We start from the raw sequence: 20,762 nt of genomic DNA on the forward strand, positions 1-20,762 counted from the left end.
CTTTACCAACCACACGCAGCAGCGACAAGGCGCAAAAATCATCTGCTACGGTGAAAATTAGTGCAGTTCGTTTCCTCTGTTACAAATTGGCCTGACTCCTTCAGGACTCCACGGTATAGCAGCGCTCCTCGCCTCATCATTTTGTAACGCATCTAAGGACGTTCACTGTCTTAAGCTGTTCGGGCTGGCAGGCAGACATGCACACCCCCAGGCGATACAGCGCGCGTTATTCTACGTGAAAACACATTAAACGGCAGGTCAAACCGAGTATCTTTGTGAATATTTTTTCACGTTTGCATCAAGCGGTTCCGATGCGGCAAAGAAATCCCCCTGCCCGCCCTCTACGCCACGCTCAATTAGCGTCTGCCATTCACCCCGGGAGCGAAGACCGGTCGCGAAGACGCGGGTCTGCGTGCCCTTGCAGGTCTCGACCAGGCTCTGCACCAGCAGCTGGTTCTCAGTGCGCTTCTCAATGTTGCGTACCAGGCTTGGATGCAGCTTTAACAGCTCGGCATCCAGCGCCTTGATCCAGCTGGTGCTGACCAGCGTCAGGCCCGCCTGGGTTACCGCTACCCGAGCACCTAACGCGTTGATCAATCGTACTACCGGCTGTAACCGGCTGATGTGTTGACAAACATCTGCCTCTGCAAGTTCAAAAATAATGCGTTTTCGCTGCGATTTTTCACACTGCATCAGCGTATCCCGCAGCCAGCGCTGAAACCGCGGGCGGATCAGCGACTCTACAGTGATCTGCAGGGCCAGCGTCTCTTCCGGCCAGAAACCTAAAAAAGCTACCAGCCGGGTAATGAGCTGTCGGTCATACTCTTCCGAGAGGCCAAACTGTAATACCATCGGCATATACTCGGCGGAGATCACCTCCTGCTCGCCGTCGAAGAGGCGGCACATTAGCTCCCGATGGTGGACGCTGCCGTCACGATTGATGGCGGGCTTATGGTACAGACGCGGCCCGCCCCGGCTGAGCATCTGCTCGATAAGGGTTCGCCAACGTACGTTGCCTCGCCCCTTCTCCGGCAGGCTGTCATCGTAGACCGCCCAGCTGTTCGCTCCCTGCAGCACGGCGGTGCGCGTCGCCGCCTCAGCGTGCTCCATCACCTGCTCCGTGCTTTGCCCGCTGCGCCAGGCGCAGATACCGATATGCATCATATCTTCCCGGTCGAGCATTTTTGACGGCGGCAGGACATCAACAGACTTTAACAGCTGGGCGGCGATACTTTCGGATTCCTTGAGGGTGCGGTGAGAGAGCAGCACCGCAAAGTCGCTACGGTGGTAGCGGGCCAGCAGCGCGCCTGGGTAGCGCATAATGAAGGTCGAGAGCAGATTGATCAGAATAAAGAAGTGCTCCTCGGTGGCCTTCGCTCCCCAGCTGTCCCGCAGCAGATCGAAGTCCGGCAGGCGGATCATCATCACCACCCCATGCGATCCAACCTTCTCCTGATCCTCCAGCAGCGTCGCCAGCTGATTATCAAAAAAGAGCCGGTTATTCAGCCCGGTCTTGGTGTCCTGAGCGGCATAGGAGCGGATTAGCGTATCCATGCGGCTACGCTGCTCGCCGGCGAACTGGATCTCGGTCAGCAGCAGATCCAGCGCGCTGCTGGCCCGGGCGGGCCACTCGTAGATGCTGCCCCGTACCCGCTGGCCGCGCTCACCGTTGAGGATCCGGGTGGCCCGCATCTCTAACAGCTCCTGCCCTGCCAGCTGACGGCGCTGCCAGCGTACCGCCAGAAAGATAACAATCACCATGAAACCGACGGCGAGAGTCAGCGGCGCGGTGGTAATCACCGAGTGAAAGTAGTTGGCCATCGGATCCTGATAGACCAGCTGGATGCTCGTTCCCGGGTTTTTAATTGAGGGGACAGTGCGCTCGCGGTGTAGCTCGCTGCTGCCTGCGGGGCGGTAGCTGCCGCTGCGCGTATGATCGAGCAGGACATGCTCTCCCTGCTTGACCACCACGCGCACGATATCAATGGGCACCATCAGCTCATCCAGCTGGACAGCGAGCGCCGAGGCTGGCTGTGCAACCAGCCGCGTGTCAATCACCGCCGCGACTGACTCCACGCGCTCGGCGACCTTCTGCTCAATCGCACGGTAGAAGCTGAACGAGCACCCCACCAGCGTCACAAAGATTGCCAGCCCGGTTAGCAGGGTGACAAAAGCGGAAAATTTCGTCGTTAAGCGCATCCGTGTGTTAACTCCGTGGGTTAAGAGCTGACGCCAGTACCGGGCAATCTGGCAATTTGTTGCGTTAAATCGGCATAGCGTTTTAATTAGCGAGTATAGTCTTCAGAAATTTTTTTCCAATCATCAAGCAACCGGAGAAGAGATATGCAGGCCTTGATTTTAGAACAGCAGGATGGAAAAACGCTCGCCGCGGTGCAGGATATTGCCGAAAGCCAGCTGCCGCAAGGCAATGTGACGGTCGATATTGCCTGGTCCAGCCTGAACTATAAGGATGCGCTGGCGATCACCGGCAAAGGGAAGATTATCCGTAACTTCCCGATGGTTCCAGGAATCGACTTCGCCGGGACGGTTCACGCCAGCGAGGATCCGCGCTTTCACGTTGGTCAGCAGGTGCTGCTCACCGGCTGGGGTGTGGGAGAGAACCACTGGGGCGGCCTGTCACAGCGGGCACGCGTCAACGGCGACTGGCTGGTGGCGCTGCCGCAGGGGCTGGATGGCCGTAAGGCGATGATCATCGGCACGGCGGGCTTTACCGCGATGCTCTGCGTGATGGCGCTGGAAGAGGCAGGGGTGCGCCCTTGCGACGGCGAGATAGTGGTGACCGGAGCGAGCGGCGGCGTGGGCAGCACGGCGGTGGCCCTGCTGCATAAGCTCGGCTATCAGGTGGCGGCGGTCTCTGGCCGGGAAAGCACCCATGACTATCTGAAGCGCCTCGGGGCCAGCCGTATTCTGGGCCGCGACGAGTTCGCTGAAACGCGCCCACTGGAGAAACAGCTCTGGGCCGGCGCGGTGGATACCGTAGGCGACAAGGTGCTGGCCAAGGTGCTGGCGCAGATGAACTACGGCGGCTGCGTGGCGGCCTGCGGCCTGGCGGGCGGCTTTGCGCTGCCGACGACGGTGATGCCATTTATTCTGCGCAACGTACGCCTGCAGGGCGTCGATTCCGTCATGACGCCTGCCGCAAAACGTGCCGAAGCCTGGTCTCGCCTGGTGCAGGATCTGCCCGAGTCGTTCTATGAGCAGAGCGCAACGGAGATCACCCTTGAGCAAGCCCCCGAGTTTGCCAGCGCGATTATCAACAACCAGTCCCAGGGCCGCACGCTGGTGAAAATTGCTTAGTCAGCAAATTTTTATCAGAGGCTCGCGCTAATGCCACTCCTCCGTCATGATTAGAGCATTAATAGCTTAGTAGTAGATGCGGGCGGAGGATGTAATGAAGAAGAGAAGGTTAACGGAAGCGGACGTCACGGCGGAGTCCGTTTTTATGCTACAGCGTCGGCAGGTGTTAAAAGCGCTGGGCATCAGCGCGACGGCGCTAACAATCTCATCTGCCGCCCATGCCGACCTGCTCGACTGGTTTAAAGGCAACGATCGCCCGAAAGCTCCGGCGGGTAAGCCGCTTGATTTCAGCAAGCCTGCCGAGTGGCAAAGCACCCTGCCCCTCACTCCTGAGGATAAGGTCACCGGCTACAACAACTTCTATGAGTTTGGCCTCGACAAGGCCGATCCCGCCGCCAACGCGGGCAGCATGAAGACCGATCCCTGGACGCTAAAGATCGACGGCGAGGTGGCCAAGCCGCTGACCCTCGATCATGACGATCTGACCCGGCGCTTTCCGCTGGAGGAGCGTATCTACCGGATGCGCTGCGTCGAAGCCTGGTCGATGGTGGTCCCGTGGATCGGCTTTCCGCTGCACAAGCTTCTTGAGCTGGTGCAGCCCACCAGCAACGCCAAATACGTGGCGTTTAAAACGCTCTACTCCCCAGAGCAGATGCCGGGACAGAAGGATCGCTTTATTGGCGGCGGGCTTGAGTATCCCTACGTAGAAGGCCTGCGCCTCGACGAGGCCATGCACCCGCTGACTATGCTGACGACCGGCGTCTACGGTAAAGCGCTGCCGCCGCAAAACGGCGCGCCGGTGCGCCTGACCGTGCCGTGGAAGTACGGCTTCAAGGGCATTAAGTCGATCGTTAGCATCACGCTAACCCGTGAGCGGCCGCCGACGACCTGGAACCTCTCGGCCCCCAACGAATATGGCTTTTTCGCTAACGTGAACCCACACGTCGATCACCCGCGCTGGTCGCAGGCCACGGAGCGGTTTATCGGCTCGGGCGGCATTCTTGACGTCAAGCGTCAGCAGACGCTGCTGTTTAACGGCTACGCCGATGAGGTAGCCTCCCTCTATCGCGGTATCGATCTACGGGAGAACTTCTAGGTGCGGCTCACGGCAAAACAGATCGTCTGGCTCAAGGTTGTCCTGCACCTGGCGGGGCTGCTTCCTTTACTATGGCTCTTTTGGGCGGCAAGCCAGGGATATTTCAGCGCCGATCCAGCGAAAGATATTCAGCACTTTACCGGCAGAATGGCGCTAAAGTTCCTTCTTGGCTCGCTGTTGGTCACGCCGCTGGCGCGCTATGGTAAACAGCCGCTACTGATCCGCACCCGGCGGCTGTTAGGTCTCTGGTGCTTTGCCTGGGCTTCGCTGCATCTGGTGAGCTATTCCCTGCTGGAGCTGGGGATCGCTAACCTCGCTCTGCTAGGCCAGGAGCTGGTGACCCGTCCCTACCTGACGCTGGGGATCGTCAGCTGGCTGGTGCTGTTGGCGCTGGCGCTGACCTCAACCCAGGCGGCCCAGCGTAAGCTGGGGCGAAACTGGCAGCGTCTGCACAACTTCGTCTATCTGGTGGCGATCCTCGCACCTATTCACTATCTCTGGTCGGTTAAGGTGCTCTCCCCCCAGCCCCTTATCTATGCTGCCCTTGCCTGCATCCTGCTCGCCTGGCGCTATAAGAAGTTTCGCCAGTGGTGGCGATAGCGCGGCGATCGTACGGTAATGTGTGCGGTTTGCCACAATTCTGATAGTCTTTACGCCCGTTTTCCGGCGGGCGTAAGATAATCTTCCCTGATAAGACCAGTATTTAGCTGCCAAATGCTACGAAATCGTTATAATGTGCGACTTTGGTTTTCACGACAGGGCATTTCGTGCGCTGAAAACGTGACAACCATGCAACGAAGGTATATTTTGTTTTTTACCGGAGATTTGCAGGAGATAGCAGCACAATGGCGGACAAGTTGCACATTTTGCTCTTAAACGGTCCCAACCTGAATATGTTGGGTACGCGTGAGCCAGACAAGTACGGCACGCTGACGTTAACAGAAATTGTTAACCGATTAACCGCGGAAGCGGAGGCGTTGAACGTCAGGCTGGAGCAGTTACAGTCGAACGCAGAGTACGTACTGCTCGACCGCATTCATCAGGCTAAAGACAACGTTGACTATATCCTGATTAATCCGGCCGCGTTTACGCACACCAGCGTAGCCCTGCGTGATGCGCTGCTCGCCGTGGATATCCCGTTTATCGAGATCCACCTGAGCAACGTCCACGCACGCGAACCGTTCCGCCATCACTCTTATCTCTCCGATATCGCTGCTGGCGTCATCTGTGGATTCGGCGCTGACGGCTATTCATACGCATTACAGACGGCGGTCAAACGCCTGTCACAAACACACTAAACAAGAGTACGGAACCCACTCATGGATATTCGTAAGATTAAAAAACTGATCGAGCTGGTTGAAGAATCAGGCATCTCCGAACTGGAAATTTCTGAAGGCGAAGAGTCTGTTCGCATCAGTCGCTCTGCACCTAACGCAGGCTATCCAGTGATGCAGCAGGCCTATGCCGCACCGATGATGCAGCAGCCTGCCCTCTCTACTGCCGTTGCACCGGCACCGGCTGCAGCAGCCGAAGCGCCGGCAGCAGCAGCGCAAATCAGTGGCCACATCGTACGTTCCCCAATGGTCGGGACTTTCTACCGCACCCCTAGCCCGGACGCGAAAGCCTTTATCGAAATCGGCCAGAAAGTAAACGCGGGTGACACCCTGTGCATCGTTGAAGCGATGAAAATGATGAACCAGATCGAAGCCGACAAGTCCGGCGTGGTGAAAGCCATTCTGGTGGAAAGTGGTCAACCGGTTGAATTTGACGAGCCACTGGTCGTTATCGAGTAACGAGGCGCACATGCTGGAAAAAATTGTCATCGCTAACCGTGGCGAGATTGCTCTGCGTATTCTGCGTGCCTGTAAAGAACTGGGCATCAAGACCGTCGCCGTGCACTCCACTGCGGATCGCGATCTGAAACACGTACTTCTGGCGGATGAGACGGTCTGTATTGGTCCGGCTCCGTCCGTAAAAAGCTATCTGAACATCCCGGCTATCATCAGCGCCGCTGAAATCACCGGCGCGATGGCAATCCATCCGGGTTACGGCTTCCTCTCTGAGAACGCCAACTTTGCCGAGCAGGTTGAGCGCTCCGGCTTTATCTTCATCGGCCCGAAAGCCGACACTATTCGCCTGATGGGTGACAAAGTGTCTGCAATCACCGCAATGAAGAAAGCCGGTGTCCCGACGGTGCCAGGCTCTGACGGCCCGCTGGGCGACGACATGGATGCTAACCGCGCCCATGCCAAGCGCATCGGCTACCCGGTGATCATCAAAGCCTCCGGCGGCGGCGGTGGTCGCGGCATGCGCGTCGTGCGCAGTGACGCCGAGCTGGCGCAGTCTATCTCCATGACCAAAGCGGAAGCGAAAGCGGCTTTCAACAACGACATGGTCTATATGGAGAAGTACCTGGAGAACCCACGCCACATCGAAATTCAGGTGCTGGCTGACGGTCAGGGCAACGCCATCTATCTGGCAGAGCGCGACTGCTCTATGCAGCGCCGCCACCAGAAAGTGGTCGAGGAAGCACCGGCACCGGGCATTACTCCGGAGCTGCGCAGCTTCATCGGCGACCGCTGCGCGAAAGCGTGCGTGGATATCGGCTACCGCGGAGCGGGTACCTTTGAGTTCCTGTTCGAAAACGGCGAGTTCTACTTCATTGAGATGAACACCCGTATCCAGGTTGAGCATCCGGTTACCGAGATGATCACCGGCGTGGATCTGATCAAAGAGCAGCTGCGTATCGCTGCCGGTCAGCCGCTCTCTATCAAACAGGAAGACGTGGTGGTGAAGGGCCATGCGGTCGAGTGCCGTATCAACGCCGAAGACCCGAACACCTTCCTGCCAAGCCCGGGTAAAATCACCCGCTTCCACGCACCGGGCGGCTTTGGTGTGCGCTGGGAGTCCCATATCTACGCCGGTTATACCGTACCGCCGTACTATGACTCCATGATCGGCAAGCTGATCTGCTTCGGTGAGAATCGTGACGTGGCGATTGCCCGCATGAAGAACGCCCTGCAGGAGCTGATCATCGACGGCATTAAAACCAACGTCGATCTGCAGACCCGTATTATGAACGATGAAAACTTCCAGCACGGTGGCACCAACATCCACTATCTGGAGAAGAAGCTCGGTCTTAACGAAAAATAAGCCTGTTATACGCCTGCTCTGCAGGCGTATTTTTTATCATCCCTACTCCATTTCAGATCCCACGCATAAATTTACGTCTTTTAGCGTTAATTCTTTTTATTTATTGCTCAACGTGATCTTTCTCATAATAAAAAGCCTATTTCTTTACACCCTCTCTAATTCATCTATTATGGCGGTCAGAAAAATAAGACTCCTGCTCGTTAATGATATAGCAAGAATATTATATTTTTAAAATTGCAAAAGGAAAGCTTATGTCTAGATTAAACAGGCAGCTGCCGCTACACCTATTATTAGCGTTGCTTTTACCTATGTCAGCCGTTACCGCTCATGCTAAAAACGCCTCCGTACAAACTACACCTTCACCGGCAGAGATGTCTGGTGATAAAACCAATGCTTTTGCAGCAAATGATTTATGGCGCCAATATGAAAATACGCCAGGTTTTCAGGAAGCACTGGACGAGCTTGGTATAAGCTATAAGAATTTAATTAACCCACAATATGCCTCCGCTTATAATGCCAGCGACGTTAATAATCCTCTATTCTGGCTTAGCCGAACGCTGCGTATTTATGGACAGTCAGAACAGGGCCGCTATGAGATCCCTGTAAGTGAATTGCATGAAGTTGGCCGAAACCGGACGACCAGCCATGCGCGCAATAACTATTTTCTGACGCATGTATGGGGTAAAAAGGGAGAGAGCATTACGCTTCGTCCAGGCTCTATTCCGGAAAACGTTCTATGTTCGGCAGCCGTTGATCCAAACTATGACGATCTCGGAGCACCAACAAATATCGTTAATCTGCAAGGAGAGAAAAATAATACCTATACGTTTTCTCAGGACGCGCTATTGACCCTTGGTTGCATGGACCAGACCAAAACTATGGCAAACGTCGATAAATCTATCGCTATAGAGGTTGTAAAGGGTGGTACATGGCATCCACTCTTTATCTTCGGCTTAAATAGCCGGCAAGAGTGGCGCGACCAGGCAATAACCCCAACGCCATCTGGCTATAATTTCTTGTTTGATGGCAGAGCGCGTCTGGTAGCACCTGCCGCGAAAGCGAAGGCCTCTGTAAATAGTAATATTCTCCAGACTCTGCGCGATTCTCTTCTTCGCACCATTACATATGACAAACTCAACGGGCTGGATGGCTCTACATGGCTACACCAGCCAAGCCGAGGGTTGCTATTTGCCACCTATAATAGCTGCTGCTGGGCCACCGGTGGTCAAGGCCTGACGGGTATTGGATTCAGCAATACTATTCCGCAAAAATCTGAATGGGGCGAGTGGCACGAATATGGACACCATTATCAGCTTGGTTGGTCATGGAGCGGCTTAACTGAAATCACCGTTAATCTCTATTCTCTGGCGGCCTGCTATACCACCCTGGGTGATACAGATGTCAAAAATTGTCATACAAGCAGCGGCCTGACAGGTTTTACTTGGGATCAGCAGGCAATTGGAACATTACTGACCTCAGGGAAAACGTGGAATTTTGATACAGAAGATGTATTCCGTCGCGCATCGCTTTTCGGAGAGATAATGACCAGCTGGCCTCAGCTTTTCCCGCAGTTGGGTAAAGCATACCGCGAAGTTAACCAGGCCGATCCAGCCTCGGTCGATAGCAGCCAGGAGAAGATAGATTGGTTTGTGACAAATACCAGCCGAATCGCCGGTCATAACCTGCTCAAGTATTACCAGCAGTGGGGGGTGAAGTATAGCCAGAACGCCGTCGATGCCGTAACCGCCCTCAATTTGCCGCAGCCCAATAAAGTCAGCAAAACGTATACCGCAAGCCTGAAGAGTAGCCAGCCTGCCACGCTGACCATCAAACCCACAGAGAATAATTATAATGTTGCTTTTGTAACGAACGCGCCCAAAGCCGGACCTACAACTTTAATCTGGGCAGAAAAGGGGGAGTCGTCCCTGTATGCTCAGGTAGTGGACGATCGTAACCGGGCTTTTATCGTCAAGCTGCGTGCTACAACCAGCCATGGCGGCTGTAGCCGTTACACCATGAATAGTGCAGCAAGCTGTGTTTCGGGTGATGATACCTACCTGAACGTCTCCTGGCATCCTGAGGATAACCCACTGTTGCCACAGGGTAGCTATAAGGGCGTTTCCCATCTTATTGCCCAGGACTGGCATAACACAGAGTGGACAGCAAACGTCAACATCGATCTTTTAATTACGAAATAGAGTACGTCTCGCTGCGCCAATGGGGCGCAGCGAAAAAAGTTTGGTATCCCACCTGTAATGCGTACAATTCGCCCCTGATATTCATCCTAACATCAGGAGAGTGAATGGACGCTCGTTTCGTTCAGGCGCACAGAGAGGCTCGCTGGGCGCTCTGGCTAACTCTTTTCTACCTTGCCGCATGGTTAGTGGCTGCTTACTTACCTGGTTCGGACAGCGGATTTACCGGCCTGCCGCACTGGTTTGAGATGGCCTGCCTGCTGATCCCTCTGCTATTTATTCTATTGTGTTGGGCAATGGTGAAGTTTATTTATCGCGACATCCCGCTGGAGGATGATGATGCAGCTTGAAGTGATCCTGCCTCTGGTTGCCTACCTGCTGATGGTATTTGGCCTGTCGGTCTATGCCATGCGCCAGCGCAGCACGGGAACGTTTCTGAACGAATACTTCCTCGGCAGCCGATCGATGGGCGGCCTGGTGCTGGCGATGACGCTGACCGCCACCTATATCAGCGCCAGCTCGTTTATTGGCGGCCCAGGGGCAGCCTATAAATATGGCCTCGGCTGGGTGCTGCTGGCGATGATCCAGCTGCCAGCGGTCTGGCTGTCACTCGGTATTCTGGGCAAAAAATTTGCCATCCTGGCCCGGCGCTATAACGCGGTCACCCTGAACGATATGTTGTTTGCCCGTTACCGGAGCCGCCTGCTGGTATGGCTCGCGAGCCTCAGCCTGCTGGTGGCGTTTATCGGCGCAATGACGGTGCAGTTTATCGGCGGCGCAAGACTGCTGGAGACGGCGGCCGGTATTCCCTACGAGACCGGGCTGCTGATTTTTGGTATCAGCATCGCGCTCTATACGGCCTTTGGCGGCTTTCGCGCCAGCGTGCTCAACGACACCCTGCAGGGTATGGTGATGCTTATCGGCACCATCGTGCTGCTGATTGGCGTAGTGCATGCGGCAGGCGGCCTGGGTAACGCCGTGGAGACCCTGCGACATATCGATCCGCAGCTGGTTACGCCCCAGGGCGCTGACGATATTCTCTCCCCAACCTTTATGACCTCGTTCTGGGTGCTGGTCTGCTTTGGAGTGATTGGCCTGCCGCACACGGCGGTGCGCTGTATCTCCTATAAGGACAGCAAGGCGGTGCACAGGGGCATTATCATCGGTACTATTGTGGTGGCAATCCTCATGCTCGGGATGCACCTCGCGGGCGCGCTGGGTCGGGCAGTGATCCCCGATCTGACGGTGCCGGATCTGGTGATCCCGACCCTGATGGTCAAAGTGCTGCCGCCCTTTGCCGCCGGGATCTTCCTTGCCGCGCCGATGGCGGCGATCATGTCAACGATCAACGCGCAGCTGCTGCAAAGTTCCGCTACGATCATCAAAGATCTCTACCTGAACCTGCGTCCGGATCAGATCCACAACGAGCGTCGTCTGAAGCAGATGTCATCAGCAATTGCGCTGATTCTGGGAGCGCTGCTGCTGCTGGCGGCCTGGCGTCCGCCGGAGATGATCATCTGGCTGAACCTGCTGGCCTTTGGCGGGCTGGAGGCGGTCTTCCTGTGGCCGCTGGTGCTGGGGCTGTACTGGGAGCGGGCCAACGCTGCCGGAGCGCTGAGCGCAATGATTGTGGGCGGCGTACTGTACGCCCTATTAGCGACCTTTAATATTCAGTACCTCGGGTTCCACCCGATTGTACCGTCGCTGCTGTTAAGTTTGCTGGCGTTCGTGATAGGGAACCGCTTCGGTCACCCCGTCCCGGAAGCCAACGCTATTTCAATTGATAAATAAAGAGTTTTGCCATGCCGTGGATCCAACTAAAACTGAATACGACCGGTGCCAATGCGGAAGAGCTGAGCGATGCCCTGCTGGAAGCAGGCGCGGTCTCCATCACCTTCCAGGATACGCACGATACGCCGGTGTTTGAGCCGCTGCCGGGTGAGACCCGCCTGTGGGGCGATACCGACGTTATCGGCCTGTTTGACGCCGAAACAGATATGAACGAGGTAGTGGCTATCCTTGAAGCGCATCCGCTGCTGGGGGCTGGCTTTGTGCATAAAATCGAGCAGCTGGAAGATAAGGACTGGGAGCGCGAGTGGATGGAGAACTTCCACCCGATGCGCTTTGGCGAGCGCCTGTGGATCTGCCCGAGCTGGCGCGAGGTGCCGGACGCTAACGCGGTTAACGTGATGCTCGACCCTGGGCTGGCATTTGGTACCGGCACGCACCCTACGACCTCGCTTTGCCTGCAATGGCTTGATGGCCTTGACCTGACAGGCAAGACGGTGATCGATTTTGGCTGTGGCTCCGGTATTCTGGCAATTGCCGCCCTGAAGCTGGGCGCAGCAAAGGCAATTGGTATTGATATCGATCCGCAGGCGATTCAGGCCAGCCGCGACAATGCCGAACGCAACGGTGTCTCCGATCGTCTGGAGCTGTATCTGCCCCAGGACCAGCCCGCAGAGATGCAGGCCGACGTGGTGGTGGCCAACATTCTGGCGGGTCCGCTGCGCGAGCTGGCGCCGCTAATTAGCGTTCTGCCGGTGAGCGGTGGTCTGTTAGGACTATCCGGTATTCTGGCCAGCCAGGCCGAGAGCGTGTGCGAAGCCTACGCCGACCGCTTTACTCTCGATCCGGTGGTGGAGAAAGAGGAGTGGTGCCGCATTACCGGGCAAAAACGGTAATCTCTCCAGCGTGGCCTACGGGCCACGTTTTTGTTGGGAAATTCGGCAAAGCGATGACGAGAAATGAGAGCACGATCGCATTCGAAAGTGCTTTTTTGCTTATAAAAACAGCGAATTATCCCGTCAGGGCCGTCACGGATGCAATAAAAACGGATAACTTTCAGGAAAATATTAGCGGTTAAAAAAAGTGCGTTTTACGTTAAAATCATGATTCTTAATGATATTTATTTCTTGCTCTCATGCTTGCATACAATTCCTTGATCTGCAACAGAGGATTGTTCAAAGTTTGGCCTTTCATCTCATGCAAAAAATGCGTAATATACGCCGCCTTGCAGTCACAGTATGGTCATTTCTTAACTCATGCGAATCGGACATCACCAGCTCAGAAATCGCCTGATCGCAGCACCGATGGCAGGCATCACCGACAGGCCATTCAGGACGCTGTGCTACGAGATGGGAGCGGGGTTAACCGTATCCGAGATGATGTCCTCTAACCCGGAAGTGTGGGCGAGCGACAAATCACGTTTACGAATGGTGCACGTTGATGAGCCAGGGATCCGCACGGTGCAGATTGCCGGTAGCGTCCCTGAAGAGATGGCGGAAGCCGCACGTATCAACGTGGAAAGCGGTGCCCAGATTATTGATATCAATATGGGTTGCCCGGCGAAAAAGGTGAATCGCAAGCTGGCAGGTTCAGCTCTGCTACAGCACCCCGATTTGGTGAAGTCGATCCTGACGGCGGTGGTGGAAGCAGTGGAGGTTCCCGTCACGCTGAAGATTCGCACCGGCTGGTCGCCGGAGCACCGTAACTGTGTAGAAATTGCCCAACTGGCTGAAGACTGTGGTATCCAGGCTCTGACCATTCATGGACGCACTCGCGCCTGTTTGTTCAACGGAGACGCGGAATACGACAGCATTCGGGCAGTTAAGCAGAAGGTTTCCATTCCGGTTATCGCGAATGGCGACATTACTGACCCGCTTAAAGCCAGAGCCGTGCTCGACTATACAGGGGCTGATGCCTTGATGATCGGTCGCGCGGCTCAGGGAAGACCCTGGATCTTTCGGGAAATCCAGCACTATCTGGACTCTGGGGAGCTGCTGCCCCCCCTGCCTCTGGCAGAGGTTAAGCGCTTACTTTGCGCACACGTTCGGGAACTGCACGACTTTTACGGTCAGGCAAAAGGGTACCGAATTGCGCGTAAACACGTCTCCTGGTATCTCCAGGAGCACGCTCCAGATGACCAGTTTCGGCGCACATTCAACGCCATTGAGGATGCCAGCGAACAGCTGGAGGCGTTGGAGGCATACTTCGAAAATTTTGCGTATTAGAAATAAAGAGCTGACAGAACTATGTTCGAACAACGCGTAAATTCTGACGTACTGACCGTTTCTACCGTTAACTCTCAGGACCAGGTAACTCAAAAACCCCTGCGTGATTCCGTGAAACAGGCACTGAAGAACTATTTTGCTCAACTGAACGGTCAGGATGTGAATGACCTGTATGAGCTGGTACTGGCTGAAGTTGAACAGCCCCTGTTGGACATGGTGATGCAATACACCCGCGGTAACCAGACCCGCGCTGCCCTGATGATGGGCATCAACCGTGGTACCCTGCGTAAGAAACTGAAAAAATACGGCATGAACTGATCCTAATCAGTTAAGTGTTTGTTTAAAAAGGCGCTAACCGGCATGGGGAAGCGCCTTTTTTGTTACTGGCCTGCCCATTTTGTTTAATCGTGCAAATTTACGTCTATTCCTCCTCAAAAACAGGGGCTTAAATCCCTTCCACCGCCCTGCATTGGGTGCTAATGTCACTGCCCTTTATGCCCGCGCGCATAAAATTGTAGCGATCAATAACCTTAATTGTGAATGAGTTGGTGGCATCATGCAGGTTGGCCAATACGACCAGATCCTCGTTGTAATTTCTTTTATCGTTGCCATCATGGCAGCCTATACCGCCCTGAATATGGCGGGCCGGGTATCGACTAATCCTGGCAGAGCCGGCTGGTTTTGGCTGATGGGCGGCGGCCTTGCGCTGGGTATCGGCATCTGGGCCATGCATTTTATTGGGATGCTGGCGATGGAGCTGACCATGAGCATGAGCTACGATCCGCTGCTCACCGGCCTGTCGATGTTGATTGCGGTAGGCTCTTCCCTGTTTGCCCTGTGGCTGGTCAGCACGCCTCAGCTGCGCCTGCAGCGTCTGCTGCCAGGCTCGCTGGTGATGGGCTGCGGCATTGCTGGAATGCACTACACCGGCATGGCGGCGCTAGAGGTATCACCGCCAATTCAGTGGGATATGCGCTGGGTTGCGCTCTCGCTGATCATCGCCCTTGGGGCGTCGCTGGCCGCGCTGTGGCTCACCTTCCGCCTGCGTCACGAGGCGGCGCTGGTGGCGCAAATGCGTGCCGGAGCAGCCATCCTGATGGGTATCGCCATTGCCGGTATGCACTATACCGGCATGATGGCAGCTCAGTTTCCGATGCAGCATACGGTTATGCATCATGGCGTAGACGGTAATTGGCTGGCGCTGCTGGTTAGCGTCGTCGCTCTCTCTATCCTCGGTATTACCCTGCTGGTCTCAATGCTGGACGCCCGGCTACAAGCGCGCACATCGCTGCTGGCCTCGTCGCTGGCGGAAGCTAACCGCGAGCTGGCCCAGCTGGCGCTGCACGATCCCCTCACCCGCCTGCCTAACCGTGTGTTGCTGGAGGATCGTCTCGATCAAGCAATAAATAAAGCCCGCCGTGAAGGCTCCTTTTTTGCCCTGATGTTTATGGATCTCGACGGGTTTAAAGCCGTCAACGATGCCTACGGCCATGACGTTGGCGATCGCCTGCTCGTCGCCGTGACCGAACGTCTGCTCCAGCCGCTGAAGGGCCAGTATACGCTAGCACGCATTGGCGGCGACGAGTTTGTTTTGCTTGCCGAGGTTAGCGCCCCGGATGAAGCAGCCACGCTGGCGGATGCGCTGGTGCGTACCATCGACCAGCTGTTTACCCTCGAACGCTATGATCTGGTCGTGACCTTAAGCGTGGGTATTGCCCTCTACCCTCACGATGGCAAGAACGAACGCGAGCTAATGTTTAACGCCGATGCGGCGATGTACCATACCAAGCATATGGGGCGTAACGGCTATCACTTCTTCCAGCCTTCAATGAATACGCTGGCACAGACCCAGCTTCTGCTGATGAGCGACCTGTGGCTAGCGCTGGAGCGCAATGAGCTACGCCTTTTTTACCAGCCCAAGTTTCAGGCTCCCGCTGGACCAATAGTCGGCTTTGAAGCGCTGCTGCGCTGGCAGCATGGGATCCAGGGCATGCTGACGCCGGATCGGTTTCTGCCGCTGGCAGAAAAAACCGGCCTAATTATTCCCATTGGCAACTGGGTGATTGATGAGGCCTGTCGCCAGCTGAGCGAGTGGCGTCAGCAGGGACATAAGCACTGGACGGTGGCCGTTAACCTCTCAACCCTGCAGTTTGAGCAGCCGGGACTGGTGGAACATGTGATGGGTTGCCTGACGCGGCATCATGTTCCGCCTCAAAGTCTGATCCTTGAAGTGACCGAAACCACGGCCATGACCAATCCGGATGAGAGCGTGCGCGTACTGACGGAGCTGACCGACGCCGGCGTTAAGGCTTCGATTGACGATTTCGGTACCGGCTACTCCAGCCTGCTCTACCTGAAACGCCTGCCAGCCTGTGAGCTGAAGATTGATCGGGCGTTTGTTAAGGAGCTGAGCCGTGACGGTGACGACGCCACTATCGTCTCCGCCATCGTGGCGCTGGCCAAGACGTTGAACCTTAGGGTCGTGGCGGAAGGCGTGGAGACGCAGGCCCAGCAGGAGTTCCTGACCGAGCTGGGCTGCAATACGCTGCAGGGCTACCTGCTGGGCAAACCTATTTCGGCCCAGGAAGCAACCCAGCTGGGAGCCGAGACGAAGTCAGCGTAACGCCGGGTGGCGCTACGCTTACCCGGCCTACAGCTCTTCCGAGACTATTGCGCGAGATACCTTGGCTTTTTTGGTAAAGAACTGCCGTACCACTACAAAGAATACGGGAACAAAGAAGATCGCCAGCAGCGTCGCGGAGAGCATCCCCCCCAGCACCCCGGTTCCCACCGCGTTTTGCGCGCCGCTGCCCGCACCAGAGCTGATCACCAACGGCATGACGCCGAGGATAAAGGCCAGCGAGGTCATCAGTATCGGGCGCAGCCGCATGCGCACCGCCTCAAGCGTTGCCTCTATTAACCCTTTCTCCTCTTTATCCATCAGATCTTTGGCGAACTCGACAATTAGAATGGCGTTCTTGGCCGAAAGCCCAATGGTGGTGAGCAGGCCAACCTGGAAGTAGACGTCGTTATTCATCCCCCGCGTTAAGGCTGCCAGCAGTGCACCAATAACGCCCAGCGGCACCACCAGCATGACCGAGAAAGGAATCGACCAGCTCTCATACAGCGCAGCCAGGCAGAGGAAGACTACGATCAGCGAAATAGCATACAGCGCCGGGGCCTGATTGCCTGAGAGACGCTCCTGGTAAGACATCCCGGTCCAGTCATAGCCGATACCGGAAGGCAGCCCGGAGGCCAGCTTCTCCATGAGCTGCATTGCATCGCCGGTACTCTTGCCCGGCGCGGCCTCGCCTAAAATCTCCATAGAGGGAAGACCGTTATAGCGTTCCAGACGCGGTGAGCCATAGACCCAGTGTGAAGTGGTAAAGGCTGAGAACGGCGTCATTTCACCGTTGCTGCTGCGAACGTAGAGACTATTCACGTCCGTAGGCAGCATGCGGTATTGCGCGTCTGCCTGTACGTAGACCTTTTTCACCCGCCCGTGATCGATAAAGTCGTTTACGTAGGTGCCGCCTAATGCGGTAGAAATGGTCTGGTTGATATCCGAGAGATCGATCCCCAACGCCTGCGCCTTTTCGATATCCACTTCCAGCTTAAACTGTGGAGTATCTTCAAGGCCGTTTGGCCGTACGCGTACCACCTGGTCCGAATGCTTCTGCACCTCAGCCAGCAGCATATTGCGCGCGCTGGTCAGGGCTTCGTGCCCAAGGTTGGCCTGGTCAATTAGCTCAAAGTCAAAGCCCGTCGCCGTGCCCAGCTCGATAATCGCCGGCAGGTTAAACGGAAACACCAGACCGTCGCTGATTTTACTGAAGGCTTTGGTGGCTCGCTCAACGATGCCGCCGACGCCGTTCTCTTTACCCGGACGCTCTTCCCACGGCTTAAGGCTGATAAAGGCCATGCCGGAGTTCTGTCCCTGACCGCTAAAGCTGTAGCCGTTGACGGTCAGGACAGAGTCAACGTTGGCCTTCTCACTGTTAAGATAGTAGTCGGTGACCTTATCCAACACCTTCTGCGTCCGCGCCTGGGTCGCCCCGGCGGGCAGCTGTACCATGGTCATAAAGACCCCCTGATCTTCATCAGGCAGAAACGAGGTCGGCAGGCGCAAAAACAGCACCGCCATTCCGAGTACAATCAGTACGTAGACCAGAAGATAGCGCCCGGTACCGTTGATAATACCGGCAACGCTGTCAGTGTAATGGTGCGTACTGCGTTCAAACAGGCGGTTAAACCAGCCAAAGAAGCCTTTTTTCTCACCATGCGTATCGGGATCGAACGGCTTTAACAGCGTGGCGCAGAGGGCCGGGGTAAGGATAAGCGCTACCAGCACCGAGAGCGCCATCGCCGAGACGATGGTAATAGAGAACTGGCGATAGATGGCCCCGGTCGAACCGCCAAAGAAGGCCATTGGGATAAAGACCGCAGAAAGCACCATCGCAATCCCTACCAGCGCCCCTTGGATCTGCGACATCGACTTCTCCGTCGCCTCCTTCGGCGGCAGATGATCCTCTGCCATCACACGCTCGACGTTCTCTACCACCACGATAGCATCGTCCACCAGCAGGCCTATTGCCAGCACCATACCGAACATGGTCAACGTGTTGATGGAGTAGCCAAACGCCGAAAGGATCGCAAAGGTGCCAAGCAGCACAACCGGCACGGCGATCGTTGGGATCAGCGTCGCCCGGAGATTTTGCAGGAACAGGTACATGACCAGGAAAACCAGAATAATGGCTTCAAACAGCGTTTTTACCACCTCATGGATAGAGATCTTCACAAAGGGGGTAGTGTCGTAGGGATAGACCACCTTCATGCCCTGGGGAAAGAACGGCTCCAGCTCGCTGAGTTTGGCTTTGATAGCGCTGGCGGTATCCAGCGCATTGGCCCCGGTTGCCAGCTTGATACCAATCGCTGCGGCATCCTGGCCGTTAATTTTGGTTACCGTGTTGTAGTTCTCCCCGCCCAGCTCAATGCGGGCAACGTCTTTCAGCCGCACCTGCGAGCCGTCAGCGTTGACCTTCAGCGTGATGTTGCCAAACTCCACCGGATCCTTCAGCCGCGTCTGGGCAATGATTGAAGCATTGAGCTGCTGGTTGGGTATCGACGGCGTACCGCCAAGCTGACCAGCGGCAATCTGGTCGTTCTGCACTTTGATCTGGTTAACTACATCGACCGTCGTCAGATTGTATTTGTTAAGCAGATCGGCATTTAGCCAGATACGCATTGCATACTGAGCGCCGAACAGCTGCACGTCACCGACGCCGTTAGTGCGGCTAATCGGATCTTTAATATTAGACGCGACGTAGTCAGAGATATCATCCTGGTTCAGGCCCTTGTTCTCAGAGGTGAAGCCGACCACCATCAGGAAGCTGCTGCTGGACTTCTCAACGCTGATCCCCTGCTGCTGAACCTCCTGCGGCAGCAGCGGCATCGCCAGCTGCAGCTTGTTCTGTACCTGGACCTGAGCAATGTCTGGATCCGTTCCGGATTTAAAGGTAAGCGTAACCGTCACGCTTCCTGCCGAGTCGCTGGTAGAGGACATATACATCAGGTTATCGATACCGTTCATATTCTGTTCAATAACCTGTGTGACCGTATCCTGCACCGTCTGGGCGTCAGCCCCAGGATAGGTAGCGCTAATGGCGATCGCCGGCGGCGCAATGGTCGGGTATTGCGCGACGGGCAGCTGTAAGATTGCCAGCGCCCCGGCAATCATCAAAATAATTGCCAGCACCCAGGCAAAAATCGGACGATCGATAAAAAACTTAGCCATCTTTTGCTCTCGTTGGGTTTATACGATTAACGCGCGGCGGAGGTTTGGCCTGCTGCGCTCGGGGCGATCGTCACCGTTGCTCCAGGACGAACCCGCTGCAATCCGCTGACGATGACGTTTTCACCCTCTTTCAGGCCGCCCGTAATAAGCCACTTGTCACCGATAGCCTGCGATGCGGTGACGTTGCGTGATTCAACCTGGTTTTTATCGTTGACCAGCAGCACGGTGGCATCACCGCGCGCGTTACGGGTGACACCCTGCTGCGGTACAAGAATAGCGGCGGGCTGCACGCCCTCGTCGATGCGCGCCCGGACAAACATACCCGGCAGCAGGCTGTGATCCGGGTTCGGGAAAACGGCCCGGATGGTGATGGAGCCGGTGCTCTCATCAACGGTGACGTCTGAGAACTCCAGCGTGCCCTTCAGCGGATAGCGCTGGCCATTTTCGGTTAACAGCTCCACGTCCGTTTTATCGCTATTTTTTTGCAGATTGCCCTGCTCAACGGCCTGCTTCAGGCGCATAAAGTCGTTGCTCGACTGGGTAACGTCCACATAGACGGGATCCAGCTGCTGCACGGTTGCCATCGCGGTGCTCTGGCCATTGGTCACCAGTGCCCCCTCGGTCACCGCTGATTTGCCGATCCGGCCATTGATCGGCGAGCGGACCTGGGTATAGGCGAGGTTTATTCTTGCCGTTTCAACGGCCGCCTTTGCGGCCTGCACCGCAGCATCCGCCTGCTGGGCATCGGCAATGGCCGTGTCATACTCTTGCTGGCTGATGTACTGCGTGCCAACAAGCGGCTGGTAGCGCTTAACGGTCAGATGGGCAATCTTAGCCGCCGCCTGCGCCTTCGCCAGATCGCCCTGGGCGCTGGCATAGTCCGCCTGATAGGTTGCAGGATCGATCTGATAGAGCGACTGGCCTGCGGTAATATCCGCCCCCTCGATTAAATTACGCCGTAAAATAATGCCGCTTACCTGAGGGCGCACTTCGGCAATGCGAAACGCTTCGGTTCTGCCAGGTAATTCTGTGGTGACCGCCAGCGGTGCGGCTTTTACCTGATAAACGCTGACCTCCGGCGCAACGGCTTTTTTTGCGCTGTCGCCGCTATCATTACAGCCACTGAGTAAGCCTGCCGAAATTAAAATTAATGACGACAGACGGAAACATTCACCAAATTTATTCATTGCAGT

The 20,762-nt window shown here is 55.9% G+C and carries 16 protein-coding genes; 13 read left to right on the forward strand and 3 right to left on the reverse strand.

All coding sequences use genetic code 11. The annotated features are described in order from the left end of the window. Positions 1 to 258: 258 nt before the first annotated feature. Positions 259 to 2,199: an RNase E specificity factor CsrD gene (csrD, locus tag RTN40_RS13280; RefSeq protein ID WP_312228861.1), complete on the reverse strand. Its 1,941-nt coding sequence runs from the start codon at positions 2,197 to 2,199 to the stop codon at positions 259 to 261. Positions 2,200 to 2,343: 144 nt separating this feature from the next. On the opposite strand from csrD, the gene RTN40_RS13285 reads away from it, so the two are divergent. The 13 genes from RTN40_RS13285 (at position 2,344) to RTN40_RS13345 (ending at position 16,398) form a co-directional block, all read left to right on the forward strand. Then, the gene (locus tag RTN40_RS13285; protein ID WP_312228862.1) at positions 2,344 to 3,318 is read left to right on the forward strand and encodes an MDR family oxidoreductase; all 975 of its coding nucleotides are present in this window, start codon (positions 2,344 to 2,346) and stop codon (positions 3,316 to 3,318) included. Positions 3,319 to 3,412: 94 nt separating this feature from the next. Continuing rightward, a complete protein-coding gene (gene msrP, locus RTN40_RS13290) occupies positions 3,413 to 4,414 on the forward strand; it encodes a protein-methionine-sulfoxide reductase catalytic subunit MsrP (protein ID WP_312228863.1) in 1,002 nt (333 codons plus the stop codon). Then, a complete protein-coding gene (msrQ, locus tag RTN40_RS13295) occupies positions 4,415 to 5,014 on the forward strand; it encodes a protein-methionine-sulfoxide reductase heme-binding subunit MsrQ (RefSeq protein WP_312228864.1) in 600 nt (199 codons plus the stop codon). It abuts the gene before it with no gap. Positions 5,015 to 5,259: 245 nt separating this feature from the next. Then, positions 5,260 to 5,712, forward strand: coding sequence for a type II 3-dehydroquinate dehydratase (aroQ, locus tag RTN40_RS13300; RefSeq protein ID WP_312228865.1), 453 nt, complete (start codon positions 5,260 to 5,262; stop codon positions 5,710 to 5,712). A gap of 21 nt (positions 5,713 to 5,733) precedes the next feature. After that, positions 5,734 to 6,207: an acetyl-CoA carboxylase biotin carboxyl carrier protein gene (gene accB / locus RTN40_RS13305; RefSeq protein WP_312228866.1), complete on the forward strand. Its 474-nt coding sequence runs from the start codon at positions 5,734 to 5,736 to the stop codon at positions 6,205 to 6,207. Positions 6,208 to 6,217: 10 nt separating this feature from the next. Beyond that, positions 6,218 to 7,567, forward strand: coding sequence for an acetyl-CoA carboxylase biotin carboxylase subunit (gene accC, locus RTN40_RS13310; RefSeq protein ID WP_312228867.1), 1,350 nt, complete (start codon positions 6,218 to 6,220; stop codon positions 7,565 to 7,567). Positions 7,568 to 7,818: 251 nt separating this feature from the next. Then, a complete protein-coding gene (locus tag RTN40_RS13315) occupies positions 7,819 to 9,765 on the forward strand; it encodes a M60 family metallopeptidase (RefSeq protein WP_312228868.1) in 1,947 nt (648 codons plus the stop codon). Positions 9,766 to 9,869: 104 nt separating this feature from the next. Continuing rightward, positions 9,870 to 10,112: a YhdT family protein gene (locus tag RTN40_RS13320; protein ID WP_312228869.1), complete on the forward strand. Its 243-nt coding sequence runs from the start codon at positions 9,870 to 9,872 to the stop codon at positions 10,110 to 10,112. After that, entirely contained in the window at positions 10,102 to 11,553 is a 1,452-nt protein-coding gene (gene panF, locus RTN40_RS13325; RefSeq protein WP_312228887.1) for a sodium/pantothenate symporter, read from the forward strand. The genes RTN40_RS13320 and panF overlap by 11 nt, the downstream gene beginning before the upstream one ends. An 11-nt stretch (positions 11,554 to 11,564) precedes the next feature. Next, on the forward strand, positions 11,565 to 12,446 hold the full coding sequence (gene prmA / locus RTN40_RS13330; protein WP_312228870.1) for a 50S ribosomal protein L11 methyltransferase: 882 nt from the start codon (positions 11,565 to 11,567) through the stop codon (positions 12,444 to 12,446). A 360-nt stretch (positions 12,447 to 12,806) separates the two neighbouring features. Beyond that, complete coding sequence (dusB, locus tag RTN40_RS13335) at positions 12,807 to 13,775, forward strand: tRNA dihydrouridine synthase DusB (RefSeq protein WP_312228871.1); 969 nt, start codon at positions 12,807 to 12,809, stop codon at positions 13,773 to 13,775. 21 nt (positions 13,776 to 13,796) lie between these two features. Continuing rightward, positions 13,797 to 14,093, forward strand: coding sequence for a DNA-binding transcriptional regulator Fis (gene fis, locus RTN40_RS13340; protein WP_000462905.1), 297 nt, complete (start codon positions 13,797 to 13,799; stop codon positions 14,091 to 14,093). Positions 14,094 to 14,331: 238 nt separating this feature from the next. After that, the gene (locus tag RTN40_RS13345) at positions 14,332 to 16,398 is read left to right on the forward strand and encodes a bifunctional diguanylate cyclase/phosphodiesterase (RefSeq protein WP_312228872.1); all 2,067 of its coding nucleotides are present in this window, start codon (positions 14,332 to 14,334) and stop codon (positions 16,396 to 16,398) included. Between the two features lie 27 nt (positions 16,399 to 16,425). Here the strand turns inward: RTN40_RS13345 and RTN40_RS13350 are convergent, their stop codons facing one another. After that, positions 16,426 to 19,569, reverse strand: a complete 3,144-nt coding sequence (locus RTN40_RS13350; protein WP_312228873.1) for an efflux RND transporter permease subunit — start codon at positions 19,567 to 19,569, stop codon at positions 16,426 to 16,428. Positions 19,570 to 19,595: 26 nt separating this feature from the next. Then, positions 19,596 to 20,756, reverse strand: coding sequence for an efflux RND transporter periplasmic adaptor subunit (locus RTN40_RS13355; protein WP_312228874.1), 1,161 nt, complete (start codon positions 20,754 to 20,756; stop codon positions 19,596 to 19,598). Positions 20,757 to 20,762: the final 6 nt, after the last annotated feature.

It is taken from the genome of Pseudescherichia sp., assembly GCF_031987975.1.
Taxonomy (GTDB): domain Bacteria; phylum Pseudomonadota; class Gammaproteobacteria; order Enterobacterales; family Enterobacteriaceae; genus Pseudescherichia.